18 protein-coding genes and 1 tRNA gene are annotated in these 24,601 nt (G+C 52.4%); 8 read left to right on the forward strand and 11 right to left on the reverse strand.

Annotation, left to right across the window (positions count from 1 at the left end; genetic code table 11):
- Positions 1-152 precede the first annotated feature (152 nt).
- A complete protein-coding gene (locus DFT_RS04340) occupies positions 153-1,400 on the forward strand; it encodes an AmpG family muropeptide MFS transporter (protein WP_054029988.1) in 1,248 nt (415 codons plus the stop codon).
- Between the two features lie 127 nt (positions 1,401-1,527).
- Positions 1,528-3,264 (forward strand): DUF6178 family protein, encoded by a 1,737-nt coding sequence (locus tag DFT_RS04345; RefSeq protein WP_054029989.1) that lies wholly within the window; start codon positions 1,528-1,530, stop codon positions 3,262-3,264.
- On the opposite strand, the gene DFT_RS04350 is transcribed toward DFT_RS04345, so the two are convergent.
- The 3 genes from DFT_RS04350 to DFT_RS04360 all read right to left on the reverse strand — a co-directional run bounded on the left by DFT_RS04350 (position 3,254) and on the right by DFT_RS04360 (position 6,753).
- Complete coding sequence (locus DFT_RS04350; RefSeq protein WP_054029990.1) at positions 3,254-4,228, reverse strand: rhomboid family intramembrane serine protease; 975 nt, start codon at positions 4,226-4,228, stop codon at positions 3,254-3,256. The two genes, DFT_RS04345 and DFT_RS04350, sit on opposite strands and share 11 nt — an antisense overlap.
- Positions 4,229-4,304: 76 nt before the next feature.
- Positions 4,305-5,147: a carboxylating nicotinate-nucleotide diphosphorylase gene (nadC, locus tag DFT_RS04355; RefSeq protein ID WP_054029991.1), complete on the reverse strand. Its 843-nt coding sequence runs from the start codon at positions 5,145-5,147 to the stop codon at positions 4,305-4,307.
- A gap of 268 nt (positions 5,148-5,415) precedes the next feature.
- Positions 5,416-6,753, reverse strand: a complete 1,338-nt coding sequence (locus DFT_RS04360) for a hypothetical protein (protein ID WP_152971850.1) — start codon at positions 6,751-6,753, stop codon at positions 5,416-5,418.
- Positions 6,754-7,127: 374 nt separating this feature from the next.
- Here DFT_RS04360 and DFT_RS04365 point away from each other — a divergent pair, with 374 nt between their 5' ends.
- On the forward strand, positions 7,128-7,886 hold the full coding sequence (locus tag DFT_RS04365) for a 16S rRNA (uracil(1498)-N(3))-methyltransferase (RefSeq protein ID WP_054029993.1): 759 nt from the start codon (positions 7,128-7,130) through the stop codon (positions 7,884-7,886).
- A 48-nt stretch (positions 7,887-7,934) separates the two neighbouring features.
- Positions 7,935-8,010: transfer RNA gene (locus tag DFT_RS04370), tRNA-Phe, on the forward strand.
- Between the two features lie 22 nt (positions 8,011-8,032).
- Here DFT_RS04370 and DFT_RS04375 read toward each other — a convergent pair.
- Positions 8,033-9,130, reverse strand: a complete 1,098-nt coding sequence (locus tag DFT_RS04375) for a tyrosine-type recombinase/integrase (protein WP_054029994.1) — start codon at positions 9,128-9,130, stop codon at positions 8,033-8,035.
- 1,069 nt (positions 9,131-10,199) lie between these two features.
- A complete protein-coding gene (locus DFT_RS04380) occupies positions 10,200-11,378 on the reverse strand; it encodes a hypothetical protein (RefSeq protein WP_152971851.1) in 1,179 nt (392 codons plus the stop codon).
- Positions 11,379-11,711: 333 nt separating this feature from the next.
- Here DFT_RS04380 and DFT_RS26120 point away from each other — a divergent pair, with 333 nt between their 5' ends.
- From DFT_RS26120 to DFT_RS04390, 3 genes are read left to right on the forward strand one after another with little or no spacing between them, the layout of a single operon-like run.
- Positions 11,712-11,882: a hypothetical protein gene (locus tag DFT_RS26120; protein ID WP_161807075.1), complete on the forward strand. Its 171-nt coding sequence runs from the start codon at positions 11,712-11,714 to the stop codon at positions 11,880-11,882.
- On the forward strand, positions 11,872-13,659 hold the full coding sequence (locus tag DFT_RS04385) for a hypothetical protein (RefSeq protein ID WP_054029996.1): 1,788 nt from the start codon (positions 11,872-11,874) through the stop codon (positions 13,657-13,659). Before DFT_RS26120 ends, DFT_RS04385 begins: the two co-directional genes overlap by 11 nt.
- Before the next feature lie 57 nt (positions 13,660-13,716).
- Entirely contained in the window at positions 13,717-13,905 is a 189-nt protein-coding gene (locus DFT_RS04390; protein ID WP_054029997.1) for a hypothetical protein, read from the forward strand.
- A 67-nt stretch (positions 13,906-13,972) separates the two neighbouring features.
- Here the strand turns inward: DFT_RS04390 and DFT_RS25680 are convergent, their stop codons facing one another.
- On the reverse strand, positions 13,973-14,422 hold the full coding sequence (locus DFT_RS25680; protein WP_152971852.1) for a hypothetical protein: 450 nt from the start codon (positions 14,420-14,422) through the stop codon (positions 13,973-13,975).
- 660 nt (positions 14,423-15,082) lie between these two features.
- Positions 15,083-16,009 (reverse strand): hypothetical protein, encoded by a 927-nt coding sequence (locus DFT_RS04395; protein WP_054029998.1) that lies wholly within the window; start codon positions 16,007-16,009, stop codon positions 15,083-15,085.
- 97 nt (positions 16,010-16,106) lie between these two features.
- Here DFT_RS04395 and DFT_RS27190 point away from each other — a divergent pair, with 97 nt between their 5' ends.
- On the forward strand, positions 16,107-16,277 hold the full coding sequence (locus tag DFT_RS27190; RefSeq protein ID WP_369688301.1) for a BRO-N domain-containing protein: 171 nt from the start codon (positions 16,107-16,109) through the stop codon (positions 16,275-16,277).
- Between the two features lie 195 nt (positions 16,278-16,472).
- On the opposite strand, the gene DFT_RS04400 is transcribed toward DFT_RS27190, so the two are convergent.
- The 4 genes from DFT_RS04400 to DFT_RS04415 are packed head-to-tail and all read right to left on the reverse strand — an operon-like array spanning position 16,473 to position 24,599.
- A complete protein-coding gene (locus tag DFT_RS04400; RefSeq protein WP_054029999.1) occupies positions 16,473-19,385 on the reverse strand; it encodes an ATP-binding protein in 2,913 nt (970 codons plus the stop codon).
- The gene (locus tag DFT_RS04405) at positions 19,382-22,387 is read right to left on the reverse strand and encodes a DUF1156 domain-containing protein (protein ID WP_054030000.1); all 3,006 of its coding nucleotides are present in this window, start codon (positions 22,385-22,387) and stop codon (positions 19,382-19,384) included. The genes DFT_RS04400 and DFT_RS04405 overlap by 4 nt, the downstream gene beginning before the upstream one ends.
- Positions 22,384-23,397: a ParA family protein gene (locus DFT_RS04410; protein ID WP_054030001.1), complete on the reverse strand. Its 1,014-nt coding sequence runs from the start codon at positions 23,395-23,397 to the stop codon at positions 22,384-22,386. The genes DFT_RS04405 and DFT_RS04410 overlap by 4 nt, the downstream gene beginning before the upstream one ends.
- On the reverse strand, positions 23,394-24,599 hold the full coding sequence (locus DFT_RS04415) for an ATP-binding protein (protein ID WP_083453313.1): 1,206 nt from the start codon (positions 24,597-24,599) through the stop codon (positions 23,394-23,396). The genes DFT_RS04410 and DFT_RS04415 overlap by 4 nt, the downstream gene beginning before the upstream one ends.
- Positions 24,600-24,601 lie beyond the last annotated feature (2 nt).

Raw genomic sequence — 24,601 nt, forward strand, 5'->3', positions numbered from 1 at the left:
ATTGCACCTGGCCGACGGCAATTGAGAAAATTGTGCGAACGGGCGCCGGACAAAGTTCGGCGCCCGTTTTGCCGTTATAAAGAAGCTGCGCGATCATCGGCATCGGGTATTGTGGTGTCGGATGGTGCAACAGGCTCGAGAAAGAAAAGCAAATGCCCGAAAGCAGCATCCTCAAGGTCGTCTTCAGCCGCCGCATGTTCACGGCCGCGATCATGGGATTCAGCAGCGGATTGCCGCTGCTGCTCACCCTGTCGCTGCTTCAGGCCTGGATGACCAAGGAAGGCATCGATCTTACCGTCATCGGCTTGATGGCGCTCGTGGGGCTGCCCTATACCTTGAAGTTCTTGTGGGCACCGATCCTCGACCGGTTCAACGTCCCCTATTTCGGACGACGAAGAGGCTGGTTGCTCGCCAGTCAATCGTTCTTGATGCTTGCCATCATCGGGCTGGGAGCGGTCGACCCGGCCCGGAATCCCTGGATGGTGGCTTTGGCGGCCCTGTGGGTGACCTATTTCAGCGCCTCCCAGGACATCGTCATCGATGCCTACCGGCGTGAGGACCTCGCCGATACCGAACTGGGATTGGGGTCTTCTCTCTATGTCACCGGCTACCGGGTGGGGATGTGGGTCGCCGGGGGCGGGGGCTTCATCCTCGCCGACCTCATGCCGTTCTCGATGGTCTATCTCATCATGGCCTGCTGCATGCTCCCCGGCATCCTGACCACCCTGGTTTCACCCGAACCCACGACGCCCCACGGCATTCCTCGAAGTATCAAGGAGGCGGTCGTCGATCCGTTTGTCGAATACTTCAGCCGCAAAGGGGCCGTGTGGGTGCTGGCCTTCATCCTTCTATACAAGATCGGCGATACCATGGCCAGCGCCATGACCACCCCCTTTTATCTCGACCTGGGTTTCTCGATGACCCAGATCGGCACGATCGTGAAGACATTCGGGGCCGGTGCGATTATCGCAGGGGGATTGATCGGCGGCGTGTTGATGATCCGACTGGGCATCAATCGAAGCCTGTGGGTGTTCGGTGCGCTGCAGGCCGTCTCCACGGCCGGATTCATGGTGTTGGCACAGATCGGCCCGAGCGTGTCGGCCCTGACCGCAGTCATCGCCTTCGAAAATTTAAGCGCCGGCATGGGTACCTCGGCTTACGCGGCTTTCATGGCCAGCATCACGAACAAGAAATTCACCGCCACCCAGTATGCGCTGCTCACCAGTCTCATGGGGATCCCCCGGGTGATCGCCTCCTCGGGCACCGGATATATGGCCAAGTCCATGGGTTGGCACCTCTTTTTTCTGTGCTGTACGCTTGTCGCCATTCCAGGGCTCTTGCTGCTGCTCAAATTCGCGCCATGGTCCTCGAATGGAAAGAAGACGGCGACGAGCGTTTGAAATTCTTTGGTGTTGTCATATATTGGTTTTTATTGGGGTTGCCGGATGTGTTGTGCTCATTCGGCGCGCGCAGTTTCAAATTCCCCGTCAAGAAGATCACCCCAAAGAAATCGACAGGATGTCTGATATGAAGAGAGACAAAGCTTTGGAATTGGCCGCCAAGCGCCGTGAAATCCTGGCCTTGCCGCCGGAAAATGCACTGGAAGCCATTTTGGATCACCCTTATCCTGTCACCCTGGTGCAATCCATGGCCGAGGAGGATTTCCTGATCCTGGTCCACAACATCGGCCCGGATGATGCCTTGCCGATCCTTGGAATGGCCTCCAACTCCCAGTGGGAATATGCGCTCGACATGGAGACCTGGAGCCGCGACCGCATCGATCCCCGGGCAATCACCCAGTGGTTAGATCGTCTCATGCGGGCCGACGCCGATCGTTTCACCCATTGGATCGTCAGTGAGCAGACCGACCTGTTTCGGTACTACCTCAACCGGCATATCCAGGTGCTCGTGCGAGAACACGATCAGGAAGCTTCGGACATCGGGGATGACTTCTTCACAGAGGACAACGTGCACTATGTCCGCCTGCGCCCCCTTGTGGATTCAGGACCCGATTCGGACGCGGACAACGCCAACGAGCATGAGGTGCGGGACATCTTTTTAAAGGATCTTCTCAAGCGCATCGCCGTTTACGACTATCCGATCTATCAGGCATTTCTCCTGGAATCGAGCGTGGTCCTTGCCGCCGAATCCGAAGAGGAGCTGCTGCGCTTGCGTAATGTCAGGTTGGCCGAGAAAGGCTTTCTGCCCTTTGAGGAGGCCGTGGGCGTCTATCAGCCGCTCACCGTCGAGCAGCTTTTTCAGAGAGATCCCAAGCCAGCTGTGCCGGGAGGCCGCGCGGTGGATACCTATCCCTTGCCCATGGAAAAAGCGGGTGGGCGGGCGCAAGAGAATCGTTTTGCCCGGATCGTTTCCACCCTCCAGGATGAAGGGGCCTTGCAGCATCTTCAAATGGAGTTCGCCGGTCTGTGCAACCAGGTGATCGCCGCCGATCAGAAGAAGATCACCGACAAGGAAGTGCTTTCGCAGATCGTGGATAAGGTGGCTGGATTCATTAGTATCGGCTTGGAGCAGGTGGACCATGTCTCCGAAAAGGCCGATCCCTATCGCGGTGCCAACCTGGTGCTGACCTATTTGCTGGCGGACATTTTCCGGGTGGGTTACGGCTGTGCCCTGCGGCTGAAATGGCAGGCCGAACGGTGGCGTCAGGCGAGCTGGTTCGGTCGCGTGGGCCTGCCCCTCTCGTTCTGGGGAGAGGCCTGGCTCGGCGTGCTGGGCGGCTTGCTGATCAAAAAGCCTCTTTACTTCGATCATTATGCCAGCGGCGTGCTCTACAGGGAATTCGGTACGCTGTCCGATATCCACCGCACCGAAGGCCGGCTTGAACGCATCATCGCCTTCGACGATCTGATTGCCCTGATGGGCATCGAGCTGCCTCGAATCAAGGCCAATACGTTCATGACCTATCAGAATTTGCTGCTGACCCTGTGGGCTGGACACGAGTTGCAGGTCAGCAAGGATCCCCGGGTGCTGCAGCCTCTTTCCCTGCCTCAATTGAAGGCCTTCTATTCCCGGCTTTGGGAAGCGGGCCAAATGCCGCGTCGTATCAAAGAAGATAGGCGCGAGCGATTCTTGAATTGGCTGGCGGAGCAGAGCGGATTGGCCGCCCACGAGATTTCGGGGCGCATGGGGGCGGCCCTGGAAGATCTTTTTCGGCTGGTGGAAAATGAATTGGGTACGGTGGCGGTCGAGGATCTGGACCCGCGCTACGTGCAGCTTTTTTTAATATCGTCGACTATTGTATGACAACGCGCAACAGCAAGTCGCCGCGCCCGCCGTCCCTGAGCTGGCGGCCAGCCCCCTTGAGTCTCAGGATCTGATTGGCGGTGATGCCGGGTGGCACGTTGACCCGGTAAATTTTGCGCTGCAGGCCGCTCGGTACGTTGACCAGTTTACGAGCCCCCACCAGAGCTTCATAGGGCGAGACCGAGATGGTGGCATGTATGTCGGCACTGGGTTCGGCGGCATCGGGGCGCGCCACCTGCAGGCGATGGGTATGCTTTTTTGCCGTCACCCGCCGGATCTGGGAGGTCACCCCGGTTCCGGGAAGGACATCGAAGATCTTTAAGAAGATCATGCCGAAAATGAATCCACCGATGTGGGCCCACCAGGCGATGCCGCCGGCCGTTCCCCCACTGGCGGTGGCACTGAGAAACTGCATCAGGAACCACACTCCGAGAAAAAAGAAGGCCGGTATCTCTACAAACCAGGGAATGAAAATGATGGGAATCAACGTCAGGATCCTGGACTTGGGGTGCAGTAGAAAATAGGCCCCCATGACGCCGGCGATGGCACCGCTGGCCCCGATGGTCGGTGCCGTGGATTGGGCATTGAGGATCAGGTGAGACAGTCCGGAGGCGACGCCGCACAGTAGGTAGAACGCAAGATAGCGCACCGGTCCCAGATGATCCTCCACATTGTCTCCAAAGATGTAGAGAGACCACATATTGCCCAGAATGTGAAGAAACCCGCCGTGCAGGAACATGAAGCTGAGCCAGGAAAAAATCTGCTGAAAAAAAGAGATCTGGTAATACTCGGCATATCCTTCGACCATGTAGCGGGCCGGAACAAGCCCGTAGGTGAAGATAAAGCGATTGATTGCCGGGCCCTGCATGAATTGAATCACAAACACCACGACGTTCACGGCGATCAACAAGTTGTTCACCATGGGGACGTTTTTGGATGGGGTGGTGTCGCGAATCGGAATCATGGGGACAACGGCTGACGTTTAGGAGATGAAGTGTTTAATCAAAGACTTCCTTCACTTAAAACTTAACACTTAAATTTTATTTTATCCTCATGCTCAGATCCACTGCCCGGGCCGAGTGGGTCAAGGCGCCGACCGAAATCAAGTCCACGCCGGTGGCGGCCAGGGCCTTCAGGTCTTTCTGTGTCACACCGCCGGAGACTTCCACCAGCGCCTGTTTGTCGATTTTGCGAACCGCCTGGCGGATCATCTCCAAATCCATGTTGTCGAGCATGATCACGTCGGCCCCGGCAGCGATGGCATCGTCGACTTCCGCCAGCGTGGCCGCCTCGACTTCAATCTTGGTCAAATGGGAAACGCGGCTTCGGATGCGCGCCACCGCCGGGCCGATGCCGCCGCATCCCGCAATGTGATTGTCTTTGATCAATACCGCGTCATACAACCCCATGCGATGGTTGGCCGCTCCCCCGATGCGGACGGCGTATTTTTCCAGCACCCGCCACCCCGGCGTGGTTTTGCGGGTATCCACCAGGCGTACCGGATGATTTTCGATCAGCCGCATGTAACCCCGAACATTTGTGGCGATGCCCGACAGGCGCTGCATGAAGTTGAGGGCCGTGCGCTCTCCGGTCAACAGGGCGGACAGGCGTCCGATCAATTTCACGACGGTACTGCCTTTCTCTACGTCTTGGCCGTCTGCGGCATTCGCCACGAATTCGACGTCTGGATCCAGGCGCTGGAAAACCGTTTTGGCGACCGCCAAGCCCGCTACCACGAGGTCTTCCTTGGCTACGATGCTTGCTTCGGACATGGCATGCGGGGGGATAAGGAAGTTGGTGGTGATATCTCCGCTGCCGATATCTTCTTCCAGGGCCGCGTCGATCAAACGATAAACGGCTGCCGTAAAGATAAACTCGTCCATGGTCGATCCGCTATGTCAATCCGGCCGGAGCCGGAGGGTGAATAAAAAAATCGATGTTGCTCGCTGCCATCATCGGTTCCCGGCCTGGCGTCGGTCAAGTCCCCGGCGGCGGCAAGGATCAGCTCGTTTAAATGTAAACGAAAAGGGGATTAGTCGTGTAATCCCCTTGACTTGATGAGCGGGATGATTGTTTTGCGCTCCGCAATTGCCGGTCAGCAGCGGAGATTCAAGTGATCATCGCCGCCGCAGGCTGATGATGACGGGCCTGCTACTCGTCCTCGCCCTGGTCTTCCATCATACTGCGTTTAAGGCTTTCCATTTCGCGAGTGACCACTTTTTCTACGACTGAGGCAATGTGTCTTTCAATGGTTTCGGCGTATTTGGTGCGGATGATTCTCTCAATGACGTCTTCAAGTTCTTTGTCGGTCAACTCGGTCGCCCCCCCCATTGCCTCACGGACTTCATTCAGGTCGATCACGTCATCCCCCCGGCCGGCGGATGCGTCTGGGCCGTCGGCAAACATGGACTCCAATTCTTGCGACAGCTCCTCTTCAATTTTTGTCTCGTTCCTGCGGACATGGGCCAGAACACGGTCCAGGCGAATGACCTGATCGCCCTCCTGTATAGTTGAACCGGAGGCGCCATCATCGCTCGGCTGAACATCCGTCAGCTCGATGATATCCTCTTCTTCAGGCTCCGAGAGTGACGTCCCGGCGGCCTCCAATTCCTCCGGGTCAACGCGATCGGTCAACTCGATGATGTCGTCATCTTCTCCTTCCGAAGACAGAGAGATGGCCCCTGCAGCGGCAAGCGGCATGGCCAACGTTTGTGGGTCGACGATATCGACGAGCTCGATGATATCCTCGTCATCCGGGGATTGCTCAGCTGTGGATGCACCGCTCGATGCTGCTTCAACCAACATGGCCGGCTCGACCAGATCGGTCAGTTCGATGAGGTCTTCTTCGTTATCCGGTTCCTCGATAGTTGACCCGCCCAGCATCGCTTCCGGTTCAGAGATATCGATGGCGTCGGTCAACTCGATCAGGTCATCTTCCTCCTCTTCGGGCAGGTCGATCTGCTCGTCCGGTGCCTCCAAGGCGGTGGCCTTTGGATCGATTCCGACCTCCTCAGACATGCCGGCCAACTCACTTTCAGAACCAGCGACTTCATCCAGGGACGGTGGTGATGCGGTTAAAGGTGCACTTCGATCGGCCAATTCTGCTTGAAGATCCAAGGCCTCCGAGGCGGGCGCGTCTGTTGCTTCGGGTCGTGGCTGAGGGGGAAGTTCTTCTGCCTGCATCGCATCAAAGGCAGCGTCGATATCGGCTTCGATGCCGGCGGCATTTCCAATTGCCGGAAGTCCGGAAGATGTTACGGCACTTTCGGCGGGCATGGGTTCCGGCGTTTCTGGCGTGGGCGTTTTCGATATGGGCTCGGGCCGGACTGATTCATCAGGGGCCGATGGCACCGGGCGCATATTCGCCAGATCGATAATTCTGTTTTTGTTACCGTCCCGCAGTTCCATATCAGGCGTCAATTCGACGATACGTCCTTTTTTGTCCGCCGAACCTGCGGGCTTAGTAGTAGGTTCTTTCATATCTTTCATAAATCTCCCGGCTCTGATATACAGACCGCGCCTGATGTTGAAACGCGCCAGCCCGGCCTTGCCCAAGACCGTCGGTCCGATAAAACGGCCGAACAAGAGGCCGAATAAGAGATCGATACTAAAATAGAGTACCGCCGACGCTGCTTGATCCTTGCCATGTGATGCTATCGGACGGCAATGGCAAAAAGTTTAATTTTTATCGGTCACTTGGCTTTCGAAAACTACCATATGGATAAGATGGTGTCAAGCAGTTTGGTGCTTAAGATATTCATTCAATTAGAAATTTCACGATTTCGGCTTTGAACGGGTGCCTCCGTAGACCGTTTTGGCAGGTGCCCGTTGAATGCCCACAAAAAAAGATCCGGATACACCCGATGCGTCGTTTCTTTTTGCCGCCCGAGAGCATGTCCAGCGATCCACCCGTCATCGAGGGGCAGGATGCGCGGCATATTGGCACTGTGCTTCGGTTGGTGCCGGGTGATACCTTGGTGGTTTTCGATGGCACCGGCAACGAATACAAGGCACAAATCCTATCGCTCGGCGACCATCAGGTGCGTATTCGACTCTTGGAACGCCTCGTCCCTCACACGGAATCCCCGGTGGAAATCACCCTGGCCCAGGGCTATTTGAAAGACAAAAAGATGGACGAGTTGGTCCGCCGACTCACCGAGTTGGGTGTGACCCGTTGGGTACCTTTTATTGCCCGGCGATGCGTGGCCCAACCCGATGCCCGGCGGAGCAGTGCCCGTTACGAGCGGTGGCACAAGATTTCGTTGGAGGCGGTCAAGCAGTGCCGCCGAAGCAAACCCCTTGTTATCGAATCCCCGCTTTCTTTCGAACAAGCCCTCCAACAGGCCCAATCTTCCGATCTAAGGCTTTTTTTCTGGGAAACCGGAGGCGAAGATCTGGCTGCTCTCATAAAAACGCCTGCAAAGCCTATGCGTATCTTTCTCATGGTCGGCCCTGAGGGTGGATTTGACGCGGTTGAGCATGACGCCGCCGAAATTCATGGCTTTAGGACCGTGCATTTAGGACCCCGCATCTTGAGGGCCGAAACCGCAGCCCTGGCCGTCAGCGTCCTGGCCCAGTACCTTTTCGGCGACTTAGGACAAAATGTGCTTGACAATCCATAGAGGGGTCTACTAAAAAGGCGCTTTCCATCAAGGTGGACCACGGTTTGTGCCGAGGTAGCTCAGTCGGTAGAGCAGGGGACTGAAAATCCCCGTGTCGGCAGTTCGATTCTGTCCCTCGGCACCATAAAAATCAAGGGGTTACAGCGTTAGCTGTTGCCCCTGTTTTTTTCTGTGTGAGAATCCGTGTGAGACTTTTTTCTCGCCCGCTCGAAAACTGCGATGGCATCGCGTTCCATATCCCCAATGCTGTGCAGATAGATTTCAGTGGTCTTGCGATTCTCATGTCCCAGGATTCTTTGAATGGCGCCGAGTGGCACATTGCTGCCATCCATTAGTGAAGCGCCGGCATGTCTCAGCGGATGAAACCTGAAATATCGCACGCCAGCTTTTTCACATAGTCGTTTCATAAGTTTTTTACGATCGTCAAATGGTCCTTCCACGAAGCAACCGTTTTTGCGGCTCCAATAGCGATGCCAGAACACCCAAGGCTTGCTTGCATCCCGATTGTCATAGCGACTTTTCAAGACCTCGTAAAGTTTCTGGGTCATAGGGATCTTGCGAGGTGTCAGGTGGCCGCCTTGTTTTTTTCGAGTATACAAAATGACGAAACGCGCATCCAGATTCACGTCTTCCCAACGCAGGCGGTTAATTTCACTTACCCTGGCCATAGTTTCTCGAATGGTCCATAAGTAATCCTGCGTTTCAGGGTCTGCGGCCGATATCACCTTATCGATTTCCTCATTGTTGGGCACAAACTTTACTCTCTTTTCAACCGGAAAAAAGTCTATGCCCTCTGTCGGGTCGCTGACTATCAGTTTTTTGCGGATGCCGTAATTCATGGTTGCTCGCAAATACCTCAGGTCCTTGTTTGCTGTGAAGGCCGAAATCCGGCGGCGCTGCGAAAGGTGTTCCTCAATCATTTGCTGGGTTATTTCGCAGCACATTTTGTGCCGCCATTTTTTCATCCATCCTCGCGCCAGATAAGTGTAGCAGCGATAATGTTCCTCCGAATTGTATGCCCTCACATGATCCAGCCGCCTATTGACCAAGTCCAAGAAGGCCATGTCGATCTGGATTGTCTCGGACTGTGTCGGCGGCGGCGCCGGATTTACAATCTCCTCCCTTCGTTCGTTTTCCGCCTTTCGAGCGGCGCCTTTTGTCTTGAACCAGCCCCTGGTGTGCCTGGTCCCGTTCAGGGTGAAGTCGTATCTCCATCCCTTTGCCTTTACCGAATAAACGCTCATAGAGGTCCTCCTTTCTGGGGAAGAGCAGAGAACCTCCGAGTTTCCTGCCGCCCAACGCCTGCCAGTGCTTATAGACCCAGCTGGGGCTTTTGCGCAGGTATAGGGCGACCTCCTCGGGTGTCAAAATATCGTGACCGCCGGGATTGTCAATGGAATCTGTCATGATGACCTCTGTCCTTCCCGGGTCCAGAGGTAACATCTTATAAATTCGGTCAGTTATGACCTGTAACTAAATCGGTGATGCGGGTAATTGGGGTGGGTTGGCCGGTGCACTATGGCGGCGGCCGTAACATGATCGGGGTTCGGGACCCTGTGTCTGATTGATGTCGCTCGGCGCTGCAAATGCGCCCTTTACTTCATGCGCGTATTAATACTACCGCTATGGTCAGCTGTCAAGCACCTGCCAGCCCTGACGGGGCGCCCGCGCCTTAGTATACTGATGCCGCATACTGTCTAAGTTTGACGCGATCATGGACACTGTCATGAACACTGAGCTTAGCGACTATCATGTATTGACAGCTGAAATGGAGGATTTGCCGAAAAATGAAGTCGCGTCTGAATTTTTGCCATCGACCAAGGATGTGGGGAATACGTAGATTAGCTATTTGTCGGGAGGCCCTGAAGTGGGCAGTTGAATGTAGGACGTATGAGAGGAGATTGGCTATGCTGTTAGCTGCATTTGAAATAGAGGACATTTCTCGACGTTCGCCTTTGATGTCGTGAGGATTTGTATCGATGCTTGTCCAGGACAAGATTTTTGATGTTTATGGATATTTATCTTGCTGAAATTTTTTTTGAAATTATGAGAATAATTGCTTAGACGACTGCCTCAGCGATCCTTGCAAAGGACGCCCCGAAGGGGGCAGTCCTTGGAAAGGATTTTTGGAAGAAGAGAGTTGACAAACTCTTTTTAAATATTTACATATTTATAGAAAAAATAATTCAACAATATCAATATCTTTCAGAATAAAACATACGCGTTATTTGTAAAATCATACGCGTTATTTTCAATTTTATATGCGAATTTTCATAAATCCTACGCGTTATTTTCTGTCATGACGCTGATAATTCAAGTGGTTTCAACTGCTTCCGGCGCCGGAGCTTTGCTTTTCCCGCGCTTTTTTTGGGGCGTCTCTAAGATCACCCTGTAGAGTCGTTGCTTGGCATATTTAGTCGAGGTGAAATCCTGGATCAACCCCTTTTTTTTCATCTCTTCAAATGCCAGCTTGATAATAGAATAGACCCCGCTGTTGTTGCTCCAGCTCAAATCCAGGAAGGTCTTGATCTCTTCGAACCATAAATTTATTTGAGCAGAGGCGTTTTTCCCGGCCACCTTATTCAATATAAAACGTTTGTAAAGGAAATAGGCGTTTTTCCCCAAATCAAGCACTTCATCGGGGGGCCAGTCGGTATCGAATACCAAAGTGTTGTGAATGATCATTTTCCCCAGCGGCGATTTAAAGTTTACCACCAAATGATCATCTTTCAAATCCATGAAAAAAATCTGCTCAAAATGGTCCATCACATACACTGCGTCCACCATTTCGCCCTTATCAATCCTTATTCCCTTTTTATTAAATTGGGGTGCCTTGGTTATACATTTGACAATGTAGTTCATCTTAAATTTCGTTTCGGCAATTCTTTGAGCATGCTCAAAGAATTTATCCTTATAACGTTCAAGCACGGGATAGTTTTTAAAAAGATCCAATTTGCTAAAGGAATATTGGATGTCGCTGTTAAAGGCGGATTCCGTTTGGGCCATATTTCCTAAAAATTGCTGATATTTGTAATTCCTATTCAAAAAATCCTGAAAATGCTCTTCAAAGGTCGGTTTTTTATATTCGTCATCAGATTGCTTTGCATACGCATCTCTCTCGATTTTCTCGACATCATGACCTTCTTGGATGGAAAATGCTTTGATTGGATTTTTGCTCAGATATGCCATCACGATTGGAGTGAAAATCTTACCGCTGAACCTTTGGTTTACTTCGATAGCGTCATTTGACCGCCAGGATTTGGGAATATTTGAGTATTTTGAATAATATCCCTTAAAAATCGTGTGTAAAATGATGTCCAGAACAATTGACTGGTGATGGTTCCACGTCCCATCGATGGCATAGTTTGGCAGACTGTGGGGCATCTGTTTCTGTGCTGGATTGTGCATATCCACAGGCGACAGTGTGAAATTCAACTGGCGATTGGTGATGATACTGCGTTTGGATTTTATTGGCATTGCTGCATCCCCCATAACGATTACATTCCCCAAGGATGCCAAGTCAGGATCAGGTCGTTATGGTTGGGGAAAACCTGATCCTGACTTGCAACCACAGTGAAATGGGCATTTCCGAGAACCTTGCGCAGGGTCCTCAAGACGGTGCGTCCCCGCCTTTGAAGTTTGTTCTCGAGTTGTATCGGCAACTTCCGGAATTTTCATAAGGACATCAACTGATCTCGCATGTGACCCGTGCAGATACCTGCTGTGGATTTGAGTTTCCAACCGGCAAAAAATTCGGGACGACTTTAAAATTTTTCGGAACAAAATATAAATTGAATACAAATCAAATTCACAGGAGGACGTAACATGAGAAAGAAAATCTACACGCGCAATGTCGGAGTGATGCTCTCGGATGAAAACTATCAGCGGTTGGTCGACATCACCGACGATCTGGAAGTCACGGTATCAGCGTATATTCGCAAGTTGATCGAGGAAAAATTGAGCGATGCGGAAAAGGAGTTGGCCAATGAACGATAATCAACAACCTGAAACATCTGAGCTCGATATCCTGATCGATCAATTGCCAGAGCAATTCCCGGCCGCCGTAGAATCGATCAAACACGATATCGCACCGCATTTGATCGAGTGCAATCCCGGTTTGCGAGATCATTTTATCAAACTGATCAAAAAGCGAACCCATGCGGCATCCATCAAGTCGGTGGCCATGTTGATCGATGAGGCGATTAAAGAGATCAATGGGAGTGGTTCCGGTGATAATGAAAATGCAATTGAAAGCGCACCCGAGGACCCTGAAATCATCGATGCCGCGGATCAAATTGCAAATGATCCCCTGTTATTCAAAAACAAGATCGATATCGTCAACCAACTGGGCGTCATCAATGAACGAAAGAACATCGGTCTGTATCAATTGGTGATCGACAGCAGAGTCTTACCCCTGGGAAGTGCGGGATCGGATGCCCTGGCCATAAAAAACAGCGGTCATTACGGCGCTGGCAAATCATTTCCCCTGTTCAGTTGCTTGAAGCTGTATTCAGAGCGGGCCCACCACCTGATTTCAAGCGGTTCGGAAAAGAGCCTGTATTCGATAGAAGGCGGATTAAAGCATAAGGCGTTGATCCTGGCAGAGGCGCTCACACTGGAGTCCAATGGTCGCAAAGACAATGAACTTGCCTATGCCATTCGCACACTCGTATCGGAAGGATGCTTGAAATATCAAACCACGGGATACAAGAACAAAAGACCGGTTGCCGTGATCAAACAGATTGCCGGACCAACATCTTTGGTGACCACCACCATCAGGGGAAAACTTGAAGATCAGCTCGATGATCGCATGATCACCGTCCATCCCAACACATCGACCATGCAGACCAGAGACATCATCGAGAAAACAGCACAGACGGTAAGCGGGACCCAGACCAGAGTGGACGATAAGATCCTGCGGGCATACCAGCACTTTCATGACAGTTTGGTTTCGGCGGACGTGGTGATCCCTTTTGCATCCGATATCGCATCATTTGTCAGTCGAAATGGATCATTGCCCCTATCGGCAAGACGGTCGTTTAAGCGGGTGATGTCCGGGATCAGGACCATGACATTGCTTTATCAGAAACAACGCCACAGAGACGAGCAGGGACGGTTTATTGCCGACTATTTGGACTATGCCATTGTGTATCAGCTGCTCGAAGAATCATTTGCAGAAAGTCTCGGGGAGGTAAAGCGTCATACCGACGGCAGGATTCGTATCATTGAAAGCGAGGGCATGATCACGCCTCGGGCGCTGTCTGAAAAAACTGGAGTGTCGGTTGCCGCAATATCCCAGTGGACCAGACAGCAAGTTGATAAAGGTGTGTTGCGCTGGTGCGATGAGCTCGGTGAAATGTTTGAAGATGAAAACATGCTGGAAAAAGCAAAACGTTCGGGGAAAGCATATTTGTGTGTCACTGGAAATAAGAGTTTGCCATCCCCATATCAGCTAACCGGCGATCCAAGATGGAATCGAGGCGGTGAGTTTTATGCTGCATATGATCTGCAGTTAGACGCCGGTCATGATGATGATCAGGCGTCAGCTGGGATTGAAAGCCATATCGAAATCCCGTTTTGTGGTGATGATATTCCGATCAAGCAGGGGGAAGCTGTTAAGGTGTTAAGCATTAAATCGCACGATCAGGTATTAAAAATGACAGATGAATCGCTAAAGAATCAGAAAAGCGATGATTTTGATGAATTTTTGGGTGAGGGTTTGCCCAGAAAATTTTGTAGAGCTTTTAATTTCGATGGGTTGATAACGTTCTAATTCATATTGGGATGCATTCTGTGATGGGGGGCATCCATTTTAAAGGAGAAACAGGTTATGGGTATGAAATATTGTCCACAGTGCCGAGCAGTCGTATTGACCAAGGCGCTTCAAAACTATTCACAGGTAGTCATCAATGGAGTTCCAGGAAAGAGACGAAAAATCATTCATCTGGAGGAAGATGGTGGTTGCGGTCACAGCTGGTATACGGTCGAGTTACTGGAAGAGGTGCTGGATAGGAATTGATGGATACAATGGGACACTGGCCGATCTTAATGTTTGATCGGCCAGTTTCACACCAAAACTTAACTCCTTAAGTTAAATAATAGTCTTCAATATCTTTGATTATAGCAGCATTTAAAAGTTGAGATATTCCATCACATTCACCACTATTTTCAAACCTATCAAAATTACTGAATCTACAACAAGTAGCCCTTACAACACATCCTTTGCATTTATAATCAAAACCAAATATATCATGAATTAAAATAGAATATTCCAATGCTGCTTCAGAAATGTCAGGTCCATAAGGTTGTTCCATCTCAATAGACCAACTCTCGTCTATAGGGATACATTTATATATTTCATTAGGTTGGACCTTCCACTTATCAATTAAGTTAGTAATCATATTAAGAGCATCAATTCTTTCTTTAGACTTCATGAGTTGTCTTGCTGGTTCTCTACTGGCATGAAATGAAAGAATTTTATTTTTGTCCCGTTTAATATCAGATATGGGTATACCATATGTAGGATCAGCATCCATTTTAAACTGCCTCCATTTCCTTTGTATTTTGATAAACGTCTAAAGAAAAAACCTGCCATAATTTATTTAGTTTCTGGATGTGTAGAACTTAACATCTCGAGGGGTCCCCGTTTCAATCGTTCCTTTATGGCGCCGGATATGATGGAGTAAAAATCGTTATTCAGCAGGCCCTAATTAATGGATACAATGAGGTTTATGGCGGGCACAGGGCACTGGCCGATCTTTGCGGTTGGTCGGCCGGTGTCACACCAAAACCCCTCAGATATAAAAAACATCCCGGTTCCGTTCTGTGATCTGCAGATTTTAGGCGCGCGTCTCACTGTTCCAAATTTTAGTCTCGAGAACAAAATACACATAATACGCAGTTGCTGCGTTTTTCCAAGGAGGACCTTATGTATGCGTAACACATTCAAGTTGCCCAGCCAAACGTACATCGAGCTTGACCAGCCAGAAATTTACAAGCGTTTTATAGAGGGATATTTCCAGCTACTTCGGGAAAATCTCCAATCATATAAGGTGATGGACGAAAATTGCGTATTGAAAGAGATCCGATATTCATGCGGTCAGGAACACAACTCTCGAAATCCAAACTGGCGGCCATTTCAGTATCTCGAGCAATATTGTCGTAGTTGGGGCTACGACGACATGGAGGCACAGGATCTAATCGAGGAAAAGATCGGCCGCCGGTTGACATGTGAGTGCGAGTTGTTGGCGGGATGAACGGCCGTAATTTGATAACTGAAAACCGTACCTGCCCCACTCGTATAGAATCCTGTCGAGGTAGTACGGTTCGATCTCGACGGCATCTGCCAGCCACTGCGATAGCAGGAAATGCCTCTTGTTGCTCAGGTGCCTGCAGTCCTCATACCCTCCGAACAGCCCCTTGAACTGCCCAAGAAAATGGTGATCGACCTTGACGAAGCGGACGAATCCGATCTCCTTTATGAAATCGCAGATCAACGCCGGACCCACATTGTAGATGGGCTTGGCAAAGTTAACGACAAATTTCCACATTGCCTCAGGGCTGGAGGCCGATACCTGCTCGATTAATTCATAGAAAGGCTGCAGCCCACTCGCAAGGCGCTTTGCCATCTCTTTTGAGCCGTCCAACATCACTCGTAGCATGCGGGGCATAGGTTGGTTGGACGTCAAATCGAACTGCATTTGTCGCTGGATGTTCATGGCAACGGCGTACAAGTTTTTGGGATACCACGTCTCATCATCCAGAAATGAGCTCTCGGCAAACACCATCTCAAGGAGCAGGCCAATAGTACCTGGTGTAGGGATTTGGCCGAGGACCCGAGTGCCATACTTTCGCAGGACCGAGTAAGTGTAGCAGCTTTTAATGAAGGATCTCATGAGTGAGGGGATGTCGCTGGGCTGCTCTGGCCGCAGGCCGTTGGCCAGATACTTTATGATTTCTGTGCGATCAAGATCATCCATCTCCACGGACGGATCATTTGCCAGCCTCACCAGAATGCTTCGCCGGCTCTCAAGTTGCCGCTTGGCTTCCGCGACCTGCGATGAATCAAGTCGTATCATGGTATGCTCACCCTGAGCATGAGGAAGGATCACTATCGTCACCATAGATCCTAACCAGCGACTTACTCAAGAAAAAACTCACCACCCCCTTGTTCAAAGGCCCACAGAGTGAGTTGCACCCAAAGTGCTCCTCGCCAAGGACGTGTGTGACGTGCTGGGGTATTTGAATTCCCGTGATGCCATTGCAAGGCACTGTAAGCACGCACAAAAAATGACTGTGTTGAAACAGCACAGTCACAGGGGTGGTGCCCAGTTCATCACCATCATCCCGGAGTCGGATATGTACCGGCCGACCCTGCCTATATTAAGGTAAGCGCCTGGTATGTGCCGGTGCCCTGCCACCAGAATTCCCCTCCAGTGCCAAAAACACCGAGCTGGCTCCCGATTTTTTCGACAAAACGGCGGGCCAAGGGTAAGGTATGGGTTTCGGGAGATCGTTCAAAAAAACGCTACTCACTCAGGAAAACGAGGGCTCAACGCGGGATTCGTTTGTTGTCCCTCCCTTCTACTATTCTTCGGTCCATAAAATATCGGCCTCATCAAGAGGCTCGTCCACAGCATTACGCAGCCAAGATGGATCGAAACCGTCAGCAGATGAACCCTCGATGCGGATTCGCACCTTGGCGCCGTCGGACTTGTCGGCGAGGTTCGCAATAGCCGGGAACGCTTTGAAGACCTGTTCCCTGGTGGCTTCGAATGTCATGGCGATCGTTTTCCTTCGACCGGCAGACTCCGCACCTGTAGTTAATGGTCCCGTAGTGCTTCCAATACCGGTGCTGGTTGGGTCTTCATCCACACTTGGTGTGGGAAGAACTGTGCCTGTATCGACCGGAAACGCTCCGAAGGGTTGTGCTGCCGGGACCTCTGGGACTGCCTCCGGCATCATGATGAAGCCAGAATCGAAATCGATCTCGTCATCAGCAATAGAGCAACCGATGATCACCTTGTCGCGGTTCACCTTGTATTTTCCGTCAGAACCGAGAACAAGGTTGCCTCCCATTGCGTAGGCGAAGACGTTTTCCAATACCCCGCGAGCGATCCCCTTGCGCAGGACCAATCCGGACTCCAACCTGGGAGGCACAATATCCCGGAAAAACGACTCGAGGACATCGGATGCCTTGATGCCCATGAGCAGCAGTTCTCCCTCGACTAAGGATTTGCCAAGCCGCACTCGCTCGACGATTTTCTGCGGGTTTACCTTTCCGTGAATGCGCGGCGTCCCAATACTGGTAAGCAGTTCCATAATGCGCTCGTGGACGCCGGTCGCCTGAAGCGGCCGTCCACCTCGTTCCACTTTTTCGATCTCCAATTCGCCACCCTGAACCCGAGGCAACCAGACGGCTGTGTAAAGCTCCCGGAAGCACGACTCAACGGCAGACTGCTCCGTACGCTTCCGTTCCCGAAGCTGTTCAAGCTGGTCCTTGGTAAGCCGAAGTTGCTGCTTCTTGCCTTCAACACGGTCGATGGCCAAAAGATACCGGACGGCGCGCCGTAAGGCTTCGATCTGTTTTTTTTGCGGAATGGCGAGTCCCAGCCCGTTCCGGAATCGTCGGGGACGATCTCCGTATTTGGTCAGGTACTCCTTGGCCTGGCGTTCCTGCTCCGACTTGCCCTCGGCGGCGAACTCAAGGGGCAGGTAGGCAACGAGAAAACGGGGGTCCTCGTCGGGGATGTCCTGGCTCTTAGCTGGCCAGACGATGGTCGTGTGATGGCCGGCCAGCTGGGCGTCCAGCATTTCCATGATTTGACTTCGGACCGGGCCGTGGCCGCGCGCCTGGGAATCCTCACGGGCAACGGTCTGTTCCGCGTCCTCGATCAGCTTGGTGACATTCGGGTCCTTCTTAAAGCAGTACCGGACCCCGTCATAATGGAGGTACAAGCATGTGTTGCGAAGCTCGGACAAGACGGCGGTGGCCGTGATGTTGTCCAGCTCGGGACCGACGCTTGCCGCAAGCAGTTCGTTCTCCGTTACGCCAGGTGGCAGCGTCTCCTCGCTGCCCGAGCCCTCGCGTCGCAATCCACCAAACGAGTATAGAAGGATGGACGTGGCAATGCGCGTGGCGGGTTTCACGCTGGCAAGCGCAGGCGTCTCACGCGCCATCCTTTCATCAATGCGTTTCGCCCGCGCGTTCGGCCCATCGATATCTGCCGTGATGACAGGGTCGTAGTCGTTCTGGACCCCAAGCTCTTTGAGCATCTTCACCCTGACATTCACGTCCTTCACAGGCACGTCTCCGGGCCCAAGAAGCGCCTTGGCCCCGCCGTTCTTCTTCAGGGAATGCATGCATGAGGCGAGAAAACGGAGGGCACCCCGTGTCCGCTGAAAGGCATCCACAGCCGTCCAGCGTTCCCTCATGATATCGATGAGCGCTGGATGGAATGGATACGCCCCCCGCATCCGATTCCTCAACAGCTGGCCTTCCTCATCAGCCTGCCGACGCTCCGACGGCGTTTCGGCATAGGCACGTTGCATGCCGGTTATAACGTCCTGATATGCCATGGATACCTCGGTGGCAGAGGAAGCGTCGGGAGCTTCGCCAAGAAGACGCCGCTGAAGAATTGGCAGGACCTCGTCCCCCGAGACTGGTTCTCTGAGCTGGTCCACCCTTGAAGCGAGCTTGTCGATCTCGGCAAGCAACCCGACATTGCCCAGGGCCTCCCTGGCACTCCAGGTAAGGGAATAGACGAGCGCCGCCTTCTCACTGCCGGCCACCTCGACGGTCAGGTTCTGAAAGAAATCTTTTGCCTGGCGCTGCAGGGTGGAATCCAGGACACTGACCGCAGCGGACCGCTCCATGTATTTGAGTACCTCATCAAGGAGGATCAGAACCGGACGACCTTTTGACCCCTTGGTAAGCAGATCACGAATTACATCCCCTCCTGGGGCCACGCGGTCCTTGTCGTGATTGGCAACGATGGGATAGGCATTTTCAGGATCGATTTGCCAGGCAATCCAACCCCACATGGTTTGAATGGTCCGTCCGTCATCCAGCGTCTTGCCATTACGGGCGTCGAATTTCTCGCCGTCGAAAACGGCCACGGCCACATTGCCGGGTCGGGTGAATTCCTTAGCCTCCGGCATTCCGTCCAGCGCTTCTCGGTTTCGTGCGGCATGGAAAAGCGACGCCAACGTGTGAGACTTTCCTCCGCCGAAGGGTACCCGTAGCTTCAGAACCCGATTGTATCCAGATTTGCCGGAAAGGGACGCCAGCACTTCTTCAAGGAGCTTTCGCAGATCCGAGGTCAGGTAGGTTGCCTGAAAAAAGGCCCCGGGATCGCGGTTGACCACGGGCACGTTGGGATCACCGGCAGCAATGGCTCCGAGATCAATGGCGAACACTGCCTCGGTCAGCGCACCTGCTTCTACGTCTGGATGAAGTTTGACCAAGTCGGTCCAAGGACGAAGTGCGTGTGTGTTCACTTTTTGGCCTCCGAAAATGGCATTCTCAGTTGTTTAGATTTCGGATCTACATTAGAAAGGCCGGCCTCAACCAATTGCCGCCAGTTGGCAACGAGTTTCTTTAGCGCAGCCACTTCCGCCGGGGTAGTCGCCAGTGTGTGTTCCGGTCCGTCGTCCTTCCTGCCGGCCAACGCCGTTCCAGCCAGGGTTTGGGCTACCAGACGCAATCGCTCCCTGTCCGGCCTCGCCTCGCCGAGGAAATCATTCAGCTTGCGGGGCTCGTTTTCCAGCAGCCAGAGGATGCGGTGCAGGGTGTCGATCAGAGTGGCGGACTTACCGTCATCCTTTGGCATCCCCAGCTTTTCGTCATCACCACGTTCGGTGAAATCGCGCAACCGGTATTTACCTTTCTTCTTTTCGACCAGCACGCGGCTACCTGATGCGAGACCGTTCGGGCCGTCCAGCTCAACGTTCTGGCCATAGGTAAAGACAATAGCCTCGCCCGCGTCTATCTCGGCTGCTTTATATGTGTACCGCCAGAGCACGTAAAACCGGCTTGGCCCGTCCACTCCGGCTACCCCGCTTCCGGGGACCCCGAAGATCTTCTCGAGAAGTGTCTCCAGCACGACTCCTTCCACCTCGGCCAGAAACTTCTCGGCCGGGACCTCCTCGCCGTTTGCGTACTCCACCTTTGAAAACCGGGTGAAGGCGCGAAGACCTGCACCCACGGCAGCAATGACCAGATCCGCTCCTGTGATGCCCATTTTCCAGAGTGAATCCACGCGCTCACGGACGATTTTGTCAAGTTCGGAGCGTATTTCGTCCTCATATGACCCGGTTAATGCACCTTCACGTTTGCGGGCAACCAAAAAGATGCTGGACGCAAGCGCCGCTGTTTTTTGCGCATTCTGACGCACTTTTCGTTCCATATCGACCGGCCAAGCCTCCACAACCAAAAACCCAGCTTTCATCAAGGCATTGATCAGTGTAGACCAACCTGCAGTTGTCTTGTGAGCGTACACGCAAATCAGCGGCATACCAGGACGAAGGACACGGTTGCATTCGATAAATGCTTCCTCCATCATCTTTTCGTATGCTCGGTCGGCGGTGTCTTTCGATCCTTGGTGCCGGTACTTCGCCGCAATGGCTTCGTTCTTTTTCGGCGTCAGTTCAGAAGCGAAATGTTCCGAGTGGATGTGTCCAAGGGATCGTTTGTGCCATACAAAGAAATGGTCCGCCAAGTTGGAGTAGGACCGGCTGTCGTAATAGGGCGGGTCAGTGATAATTGCGTCAAAAGTGTTCTGTTGCCAAGGCGATTTCAGAGCTGAGCCACGTGCAATGATACCGGGGTAACCAGCCACGGTGAATTCCTCGAGTGCCGCAGCAACATAATCAATAGCGCTTGGCCAACTTCCAGAGGTGTCGACAATGGGATTGGCTTCGGCGAAATCCATAATCATAGGCAGGCCAGGGCTGTCGAATGTGTGAGCTACGAATTCAGGCTGCCAAGTACAGAAAGAAGTACAATAGTCTGCCAGCCGACCGAGCGCCATGCTGAGGCAGGTTGCCATAGCCTTAGCAACATCAGGGTCCCCCATCGCTTTGACCAATTCGTCATAGGCTTTTCGGATTTGCCCGGCGAAACAAGTCATCGCAAGAAGCTGACGTGGTGTAAGGATGTCGCGCCAGTGAGTGAAGCCGTAATGCTGAACATCGAAAGATCGGGGATTCGGTTCAAGAGGTTCGTTGGGTATGGTCACCCCGTATGCCGCAGCAGCTTCTTCTGCACGCTTATCGAGGCTGCTTTCATCCAAGGCTTGATTGGGAGCGTCTGACGTTGGGAGATATTTCTTTCCGGCAGATCTTGTGCTGGTAGCGACGACGGCCATGAGACGGTGCCCATACCGCTTTGCACAACCTTCGGCCTTCACATAGTCGCTGTCAGCAACAGTCCCACAAAGCGAACAGGTTGCGTCACCTCTCTTTGAACCTGCTGAAGGGTTGAATCCCAACCCGGCCTCAGACCTTGCTTCAACAACCTCGAAACGACTGTCCTTGTTTTTGGGATCAACGCAGATTTTCACGGCTACGTACTTGGGGTCACTTCTTTTTCCGCCACTTTTCTTGCACAGCCAAGTCTGCCTTACCAGCGGAACAGCAGCCCCGCACAAAGGGTTTTTGCAGCGAACAGTCCGCGTCCAGATATAGGCAACTGGCACAAGGTAGCCCGGCGGGACTGTTTCCTTTTGAGATGACTGCCACATTTCGGGCTGTATAGCAGGTTTGTTCACTTTGTAGTAGGGATCGGGTATGAGCGGGTAAAGGTCGCCGATTTGGACCTTGACCTTCTTGAGTACCCACTCACCCCAGTAACGGACCTCATTGGCCAATCCGCCCCAGGTAGTTTCACCCTTCGTGTTTTTTGGGCCAGTCATGCCATGGGTATTCGGGTCGGGTTTTCCGTATTTCTGTGGATAGACCAGGGTACAAAGCTCAATGATGTGCGCCACCGGGTTGAGATCGAGAGCGTAGGCCTCGCAGCCGAGACGCAGGGCTTCCAAGGGGATGGCGCCGCCGCCTGCGAACATGTCCAGCACCTTGGGACGTGGGGCCCGGCCTTCTTCGATATCCTCGACTGTGACTTTCTTGCCGGTCTCTTTGGTCAACCGCTCGGCGTGGGCTTCGAGAATGTGTTTCTGGGCTTCCCTTATTGCACGTTCTATGTCTGCTTTTTGCTGCTTTTTAGAGTCTGACGGATAGCGGCATAGGCGTTGAATAAACTTGGACGCACTGGCCCGGCCAAGGCTCTGCTTCTTGTTGTCTGGCCCGTTTTCCGGAACGAACTTCAATGCCGGCACCAACGCGCCATATACTGCAGCCCGGCAAGCCACCAACGGTCGTCTTGCCCACCAAAGGTGGAGAGTCGAGATGTGCCCCTTGCGAATGGATTTCTCCCTCGACGCTTCGGCGCTGATGGCCTTTATCGGCAGGAAGTCTTCAATCAATCTACGGTCGTTGGTCATGCATTTCTCCGGCGGATGCTCATTTTTTTCATCCGTTCCATCAGTTTTTCAGCAAGAGCTTTGAAATCGCCGTATGCCTCATGAGCTGCCTGGGCGTGGCTACCGATTGCACCGTCGGCAGAGGTAAGATGAAAGATCGGTTTACGTGCCTCTTGCCCCATGGGTATCAAACTTCGATAATGTTTCAATGTGGCCAGACATTCTTCATCCTGTGACGGTTTCGTGGCGGAAGTAGATTGTTGAAGCACGGCTTCGTGATAGACCCTCGGCATCCGATTGACCCATTTATCATAGGCTTTGACCGGACGGCTGAGTCGAACGCTGTGTTGCTGAACGATGTAGCCCAATGGTTTCATTCGTCCTTCAGGAATTTCAAATTGGGGTGATTGCCAATTATCTACGCGCTTTTTCCAACCCTCTCGCCATGAGCGAAGTGTCGGGCCTAAATTCTTCAAACCCTGAAGAGAAAAAAGGTCAGCGCCCAATGGAATGGCAACAAAATCGGAACCAATAAGAGCCGAACGATTGATTGCACCAAGATTGGGGCCGACATCCACAAGGACAATATCGGCACTCACTTGTTGGGCCGCCATTTGTGCAACTTGCCAAAACGCTGTCAGAATGCGAAAGTAGCGATACAAATTGGGGTCGCCCATACTCTTCGGCCAAGATTCGGATAACAGATCTTCAAATGATGCCAAAGCCACATCTCCGGGGATCAAATACAGCCCTTGCGTTATTTTTTCTATACTTGGCTTGATGATATCCCCTACCTGGGTAAGTGGTTTGATGGCCTGATAAATCGTTGAGGGCTTTTTTCCTTCCTCCTCCCATATGCTTTCGAGTTCATCTTCATCGAGAAACGCTGCGGTCAGATTGGCTTGGGCATCAAGATCAACGGCAACAACCGTATGGCCAAGCTCGGAAAACATCCAGCCCAGATGATAGACGAGCGAGGTTTTGCCAACTCCGCCCTTGTTGTTGAAAAACGTGAGGACTGGAACACTCATGGTCGCCTCCTGACCGTGGCCAGCACGGTCATCGGTTCGATTTGGAATTCAAGATCCGGGTTGCCGTTCTTTTTCAATTCTGCTCTGGCTGTCTGAATGCCAATGCCGAACCGCTGTACAAATCCCAAAACTTTCATAGCATCGGCCAGGTTTGGATTGCGGTAATCCGTGATGCCTGGCCGACCAAAATTTTCTCGGTTTACAATGCCGAAGGGACCGCCGGGATTGCTGATCTCGATACGGTCGTCAAACCATGTGGCACGCACCGGTGTATTGGTATTTTCATACACCCGGTGCATGACGGCATTGCGGATCAATTGCTGTAATGCTGCCCGAGGATAGGGCATCATCCTGGATTCTCGATCCTCTGAAGTGATATCGACATGTATGCGGTTATGGGAATCCATCTTTTCGTCGATTCTTCGCAGTACTTGTGCCAAATCGCCGTCGATGAGGGCTTCATCTTGAATGGGATCGCTCAAATCCGTACCTTCAATTCGCAGGAACTGAATATATGCACCGGGTATCCAGTCTCTTGGAGTTACTCCGATTGTCAAGATTCCCAATATTGTTGGCGCCGGATCGCCAACCGAAGCTATCATGCGACATGAAGCCAGCTTCTGCTCATAGGATCGTTCGTTGGATGCAATGACGTCAGCAGCAAAGGCGTTCGGCAGGTAAGTCTGTTCAAACAAAAGACGGCTGAGCGCGGACAAATCGCAGGTCGGTAAGGGTTGGACATCGAATGGGAGATCTCTATAACGACGTTTCTCGTTTAGAATCCGTTCTTCTTGCGGGGTTGCGATTGCGCCGCGGGGACCGGTCCTGACCCATATCCTTCCTTTATAACGGACCGGAGGCGTATCGGATGGTTGCACCTTGACCACCGCCATCTCAACACCCTTTAGGATGCGCTTTTCCACAATAATGGAAGGCAGTGGAAGGATATTGCCATCGGTCTTCATATCGGAGAGCGCAAGGAGCAGTTCGTCGGTTATTGGCAATGCCGATGGGGTTCCATCATCTTTAGCCCCTACAAATAAAATCCCGGCTTTTTGATGATCGGGCAAATCGTTAGCGAAAGCGCACACCGCCTGCCGCCCTTTGTCTGGGGCGTCTCCTTTCCATGACTCCTTTCGCTCGGCAAGATCGGATTCTATATCGTCAAGAAAGGTTTCAAGCTCTTTATCGGAATAGCTCATAT

The organism is Desulfatitalea tepidiphila, assembly GCF_001293685.1.
In the GTDB taxonomy this organism is placed as follows: Bacteria; Desulfobacterota; Desulfobacteria; order Desulfobacterales; family Desulfosarcinaceae; genus Desulfatitalea; species Desulfatitalea tepidiphila.

Bases quoted from the DNA above. Each gene is read 5' to 3' on its own strand.
- DFT_RS04395 (WP_054029998.1), bottom strand. From the start codon at position 16,009: ATGGTGACGATAGTGATCCTTCCTCATGCTCAGGGTGAGCATACCATG.
- DFT_RS04350 (WP_054029990.1), bottom strand. From the start codon at position 4,228: ATGATTCCGATTCGCGACACCACCCCATCCAAAAACGTCCCCATGGTG.
- DFT_RS04390 (WP_054029997.1), top strand. From the start codon at position 13,717: ATGGGTATGAAATATTGTCCACAGTGCCGAGCAGTCGTATTGACCAAG.
- DFT_RS26120 (WP_161807075.1), top strand. From the start codon at position 11,712: ATGAGAAAGAAAATCTACACGCGCAATGTCGGAGTGATGCTCTCGGAT.
- DFT_RS04340 (WP_054029988.1), top strand. From the start codon at position 153: ATGCCCGAAAGCAGCATCCTCAAGGTCGTCTTCAGCCGCCGCATGTTC.
- DFT_RS25680 (WP_152971852.1), bottom strand. From the start codon at position 14,422: ATGGATGCTGATCCTACATATGGTATACCCATATCTGATATTAAACGG.
- DFT_RS04375 (WP_054029994.1), bottom strand. From the start codon at position 9,130: ATGAGCGTTTATTCGGTAAAGGCAAAGGGATGGAGATACGACTTCACC.
- DFT_RS04380 (WP_152971851.1), bottom strand. From the start codon at position 11,378: ATGGGGGATGCAGCAATGCCAATAAAATCCAAACGCAGTATCATCACC.
- DFT_RS04345 (WP_054029989.1), top strand. From the start codon at position 1,528: ATGAAGAGAGACAAAGCTTTGGAATTGGCCGCCAAGCGCCGTGAAATC.
- DFT_RS04405 (WP_054030000.1), bottom strand. From the start codon at position 22,387: ATGACCAACGACCGTAGATTGATTGAAGACTTCCTGCCGATAAAGGCC.
- nadC (WP_054029991.1), bottom strand. From the start codon at position 5,147: ATGGACGAGTTTATCTTTACGGCAGCCGTTTATCGTTTGATCGACGCG.
- DFT_RS04360 (WP_152971850.1), bottom strand. From the start codon at position 6,753: ATGAAAGATATGAAAGAACCTACTACTAAGCCCGCAGGTTCGGCGGAC.
- DFT_RS04410 (WP_054030001.1), bottom strand. From the start codon at position 23,397: ATGAGTGTTCCAGTCCTCACGTTTTTCAACAACAAGGGCGGAGTTGGC.
- DFT_RS04415 (WP_083453313.1), bottom strand. From the start codon at position 24,599: ATGAGCTATTCCGATAAAGAGCTTGAAACCTTTCTTGACGATATAGAA.
- DFT_RS04385 (WP_054029996.1), top strand. From the start codon at position 11,872: ATGAACGATAATCAACAACCTGAAACATCTGAGCTCGATATCCTGATC.
- DFT_RS04365 (WP_054029993.1), top strand. From the start codon at position 7,128: ATGCGTCGTTTCTTTTTGCCGCCCGAGAGCATGTCCAGCGATCCACCC.